This is a genomic window from Ideonella azotifigens, from assembly GCF_006519715.1.
In the GTDB taxonomy this organism is placed as follows: Bacteria; Pseudomonadota; Gammaproteobacteria; order Burkholderiales; family Burkholderiaceae_C; genus Ideonella; species Ideonella azotifigens.
In genome coordinates this window covers 1-4937 of record NZ_VIDT01000425.1, presented here as the reverse complement: position 1 = coordinate 4937, position 4937 = coordinate 1, and the positions used below count along the sequence as shown (strand labels likewise).

The 4937-nt window shown below is 65.7% G+C and carries 4 protein-coding genes and 1 pseudogene; 3 read left to right on the top strand and 2 right to left on the bottom strand.

What is annotated here, in order from left to right:
- Together priA and FKP22_RS20990 are read left to right on the top strand one after the other, a co-directional pair.
- On the top strand, positions 1-1032 hold a 1032-nt coding region (gene priA / locus FKP22_RS20995; RefSeq protein WP_141289639.1), incomplete at its 5' end, for a replication restart helicase PriA.
- A gap of 183 nt (positions 1033-1215) precedes the next feature.
- Positions 1216-1596: a glutaredoxin family protein gene (locus tag FKP22_RS20990; protein ID WP_141289638.1), complete on the top strand. Its 381-nt coding sequence runs from the start codon at positions 1216-1218 to the stop codon at positions 1594-1596.
- A gap of 546 nt (positions 1597-2142) precedes the next feature.
- Here the strand turns inward: FKP22_RS20990 and FKP22_RS20985 are convergent.
- Positions 2143-2847, bottom strand: a complete 705-nt coding sequence (locus FKP22_RS20985; RefSeq protein ID WP_141289637.1) for a hypothetical protein — start codon at positions 2845-2847, stop codon at positions 2143-2145.
- Between the two features lie 526 nt (positions 2848-3373).
- Positions 3374-4204 (bottom strand): nucleotide-binding protein, encoded by an 831-nt coding sequence (locus tag FKP22_RS20980; protein WP_141289636.1) that lies wholly within the window; start codon positions 4202-4204, stop codon positions 3374-3376.
- 197 nt (positions 4205-4401) lie between these two features.
- Here FKP22_RS20980 and FKP22_RS20975 point away from each other — a divergent pair.
- Positions 4402-4937, top strand: a pseudogene (locus FKP22_RS20975) (hypothetical protein); the annotation flags it as partial.

The following is a 4937-nucleotide window of genomic DNA, read 5'->3' as shown; positions in this document are numbered from 1 at the left end:
CCGCCGGTGCTGGCGGCGGTGCGCGACCGGATTGAGCGTGGCGAACAAAGCCTGCTGTTCCTGAACCGCCGCGGCTTTGCGCCGGTGCTGAACTGCGGCGCTTGCGGTTGGAAAAGCGGCTGCCCGCACTGCAGCGCCTGGCGCGTCTTCCACAAGCTGGACCGCACGCTGCGCTGCCACCACTGCGGCTTTGCCGAACGTGTGCCCAAGGCCTGCCCGGACTGCGGCAACCTCGACATCCAGCCCGTGGGCCGAGGCACCGAACGCCTGGAAGAACAGATCGCCACGCTGCTGCAAGACGTGGAGCGTCCCGGTGGCGGCAGCGTGCGTGTCGCCCGCATCGACGCCGACACCACCCGCCACAAAGGCAGCCTGGAAGAACAACTGGCCGCGGTGCATGCCGGCGAGGTCGACGTGCTGGTCGGCACGCAGATGATCACCAAGGGCCACGACTTCCGGCGTGTCACGCTGGTCGCCGCCGTCAACCCCGACAGCGCGCTGTTCGCCGCCGACTTCCGTGCCGCCGAGCGCCTGTTCGCCAGCCTGCTGCAGGCGGGCGGACGGGCAGGGCGAGACGCCGAAGCGGCCGCCCGCAGCGAGATGTGGGTGCAGACCTGGAACCCGCAGCACGCGTTGTTCGCCGCGCTGAAGGCGCACGACTTCACCGCCTTCGCCGCCAGCCAGCTGGCCGAGCGCGAAATGGCCGGCCTGCCGCCCTACAGCCACCTCGCGCTGCTGCGCACCGAAGCCCGCGAAGGCCCGGTCGCCGAAGCTTTCCTGCAGCAGGCGCGGGATGCCGCACAAGCCTGGCTCAAGACTCACGGCGGTGCCGACGTGATGCTCTACGCCCCGGTGCCACCGCCCGTCGCCAAAGTCGCCGGCCTGGAACGTCGCCAGATGCTGATCGAGTCGCCCTCGCGCGGCGCGCTGCAACGCCTGCTGGCGAACTGGCTGCCCGAGTTGCACGTATTGCGCAGCTCGCTGAAAGGCATTGCGCGCTGGGCGGTGGATGTGGATCCGTTGAGCATTTGAGCTGACAGCTATTCAATTTCTTGTGCACGGATGATTGGATCGCCCAAAAGAGTGCACCCCCTAAATTTGGGGATAGGGGAGAGGGCTGTTCAGCATAAACTGATTCATCAAACTACTTTACCAAACGCGTTGGGAAACTGGCTAGAGCTGTAGGCCGGCCGACTTTCGTGATTTGCCTTGCGCATGCCAAGTGCTAAATCCATTGCTTTATACGCTGTTACCGTGGTGTTTGGGTTGGGTGTTGGTTACGCCTTGTCGCGTTTTCCGAATATATTGGAGCGGCGTTATCAAGAAGGTGACTATGTGGCCCTCCTCCAGGATCAGAGGACCCGTGTTTTGGTTCTCGGAACGCAAAGCTGCAGCTTTTGCAAACGTGCACGAGCGTACCTGGATCAGCGCCACATCCCGTACGTCTTTGAGGACGTTCAGAGCTCCCGAAGTGCTGCTGCCAAACTCGCCGCAACTGGCGGCGGCGGTGTTCCTGTCGTCATCATTGGCAATCGTCGCATCCAAGGCTTTTGGCCTGAGGAATACGACGTTGCGTTGAAGATCGTTGGTAACTGAAGATGTTGCAGTGCCGCAAGTCGGCGAGCGGATTGCAATCGCCGACGTCTATGAGTCAATAGCATGAAAAAATGGAAATCTCTCCTTGTGTTGTTTGCCATGTCTGTGGCGGCAAGCGCTGCGATGGCTTCTCTTGCGGCGGATTGTTCAAGATTGTGTCGGTCTTTATACCCGGGCAGTACAACTACACCTGAATATCGGGAGTGTTTTGACTATTGCATGGATAATGAAGGCGCGCCGCCCCCCTATCCCTGACCAATGATTGCAAGAATGGGCCATCCCTTAGTGGGGTATGGCCCATGCGTATTGGTTTAACGCAAGGAGCGCTGCCTCTGGGTGACGCTTGGCAGCTCGCCGAACTGCAGCCGGTACGCCTGGTTAAACTTTCTGGCGTTCTGGAAGCCCCAACGCGCTGCATGGGCTGCGCCACTCCATGAAAGGCATTGCGCGCTGGGCGGTGGATGTGGATCCGTTGAGCATTTAAGCGACGGGCGACAGCGTGCAGCGCGAGCTTGGCGGCGATGCGCTGGGGCGCTGCTTCCACACTCACTGGTACAAGTGCCCCGAGTCGCCGGTGATGTTGGCGCCTGGCGTGGGGGAACTGAGGATCACGCGGGCCTTCTTCAGGCTCAGCTCGCCAGTCACCGGCACGCCATTGACCAGAGTGCCACCCACCTGGTTGTAGCTCTTGATCAGCGCGCGCACCACCAACTTCTGGCCGACCACGGCGTCATAGACGGCGCGCAACGTCACCTCCTGCTCGGCGTCCAGTGCGTCCGGGCCGTACCAGAAGGCGCGCGTGTCTTCCACTTGCACCATTGTCTCCAGGTACATGTAGCCGAAGTCCGGCGGAGGCGCCACAAGGCTGAGCTTGAGCTTCATCTTGGCGATGTAACGGATCGGCGTGCCGTCCGGCAGGCCAGGTGCCCAAGCGGTGACCGAGTCGGTGGAGTCCACCTCGGTCTGGCAGCCGAACCATTCGTCGTCGGCGCGGACCTCCCGGTGCAGCTTGAAGCTGCTGGGCATGAAGATGCCGTTGGAACCGCCGGCCTTGCAGTCCACCACGCTGCCATCGGCCGCAGTGCCGCCGGCGCTGATGGGCGTGTTGCTCAGGCCGTTGGTGGTGAGCGTGTTGCTCTCCCAGATTTCGGCACCATAGGCCCAGGCCGACAGGGAGGTTGCGGCGGCGTTGCAGGCACAGGCGAGGGAGATGGCTGCCACGAGGGCGTGGCGAACGAAGCGGTGCGACATGAAAAGTCTCCAGGTTGGCATGGGTGTGAAACCGCTGTACCAGCCGGGGAGTGCAGGCTATCAGCGCCCATGCCAACCCGCCAAGCCTCATTCAAGGGGGGCGCGTCCGGGCCCTGGCTCACTCCCCGCTGCAACTGCGTGGTGCTGGGCAACTCCTAAACCGCAACCGATGCGCCTGGCTGAACTTGCTGGCGTTCTGGAAGCCCCAGCGCAGCACCACGTCTCGCACCGGCAACCGGGGTGCCCCAGCAGTTCGCGGCGGACAGTCTTGAGGCAGCTGCAAGGCGAGGCGCCCAGCTGGGCGTTGAACTGGCGTACCGGGCTGCTGACGCTGAGGCAGGCCGCTTCGGTGATGTCCGCCAAGCCAATCGCGCCCTCTGCATGGGCGTGGATGTCGTCCATCGCCCGGTGCAGGCTGGCAATCCTGGGAGCGAGCCCGCCGCTCTGGCATCCCGCCGTGCGCGGCGCTGCTCCCGGAATGCGCCCGAAATGCGCGGCTTGTGGTGCCACGCCTTTGCAGCTTGGATCAGGCGGCCGAGCGCAGCGCGGTGAAGAACCGGCCCAGGCTCTGGCCCAGCCCCAGCATGGCGGGACCGTTTGCAGCCAAGGGGCTGCCCGTGGCGCCCAGCCGCGTCGGATGGCTGTGCTTGGGCACCGAGGCGGCTGGCATCGCCGTCCGCTCTGCGTGGCCGACTGCCAGCGACGTTTGCCGGCCCTGGGGCGCATTGTTCACCCAGTCCAGCAGACCTTGCCACTGCGCGAGGTCGGTGCGGACCTGTTCGGCGGGCAGGTCGAACAGGCTCAGGCCGTCTTCTGCGGTGCGCGGGTACACGCGGCTGTCGCGCAGCGCGCCCAGGCAGCACACCTGGTGGGACGTGGCCCACCGGTTCAGCAGCGCGATGTCGCGGCTGCGCGCATCCATGCGCATGCCGATCACGGCCAGCCGACAGCGACCCGTGGCCACGCGTGGCAGGCGCAGCAGCTCCGACAGGGACTCCGCGGCAGACTCCCGGTCGAACGCGCTGGGACTCACCGGTACCAGGATCATGTCGGCGTTCATCACCACCCTGGCCAGTTCCAGGCCGTGCATGCCACCGGGGGTGTCCAGCACGACATGGCTCACCCCGGGCGGCGGACGCCGGGCATTGCGGGTGTCCAGGGCCCAGGGCAGGATCTCGGCCGTGCGCGCCAGCGGGTGCGTGGCACGGCGGCGCAGCCAGGCCAGCGAGGACTGCTGACGGTCCACATCGCCCAGCATCACCTTCAACCCGCACTGTGCAAAGTGGCCAGCGAGCTGGGTCGCAAGCGTGCTTTTTCCACTCCCGCCTTTGCGGTTGATGACGGCGACAACAGGCATGGTGGCTCTCGGTACGGGCGGGGCGAAGCGACTGATTTCAGCATCCGAGCTCCGCCGCAGGCGTGCCAGCGCGTTGCAGAACGCAACAAGCATGGCGGCAGGTGCCGGTGCTGCAACATCTGGAAGCCCGGCTTGCGTGGGCGCTACAGGTGAGACGGGGCGGTGCCGGCCCTGAGGGCGGTGATATGGTCCCGCGCATGTCGCCCGAGTCACCGGTCCTGCCCCCTGAGGACTTGCCGCAGACCCCCGCACCGGTGTCGCCGCGCGCGCTCTGGGGTGGCTACGCCGCCATCGTGCTGGTCGTCGGCCTGCTGCAAGGCCTGGCGGAACTGCAGCACTACCTGGAGCGCGGCGGCCAGCACCCCTGGGAGCCGCTGCTGTGGGAGCTCAGCTCGGTCGTCTGCATGGGGGCGCTGGGCGTGGCGGTCTATCGCTGGCATGCGCGGGCCTGGCAGCAGTTGCAGGCCGGTGGCAGCCGGCTGGCGCTGCTGGGCCGGCATGTGCTGGGTGCGCTGGCCTATGCGGTGCTGCACGTGAGCGGCATGTTCGCGCTGCGCTTTGGCTTCTATGCGCTGATGGGCGCGGGCTATGAACCGGGCGGGCCGCTGAAGGTCATGGCCTACGAGCTGGGCAAGGACCTGGTGAGCTACACCGTGATGGTCGCGGTCTGCCATGGCCTCTTGCTGCTGTTTGCCGAGCAGCAGCGCCAGCGCGAGCTGGCCCGGCTGCGCGC

Bases quoted from the DNA above. Each gene is read 5' to 3' on its own strand.
- FKP22_RS20990 (WP_141289638.1), top strand. From the start codon at position 1,216: ATGCCAAGTGCTAAATCCATTGCTTTATACGCTGTTACCGTGGTGTTT.
- FKP22_RS20980 (WP_141289636.1), bottom strand. From the start codon at position 4,204: ATGCCTGTTGTCGCCGTCATCAACCGCAAAGGCGGGAGTGGAAAAAGC.
- FKP22_RS20985 (WP_141289637.1), bottom strand. From the start codon at position 2,847: ATGTCGCACCGCTTCGTTCGCCACGCCCTCGTGGCAGCCATCTCCCTC.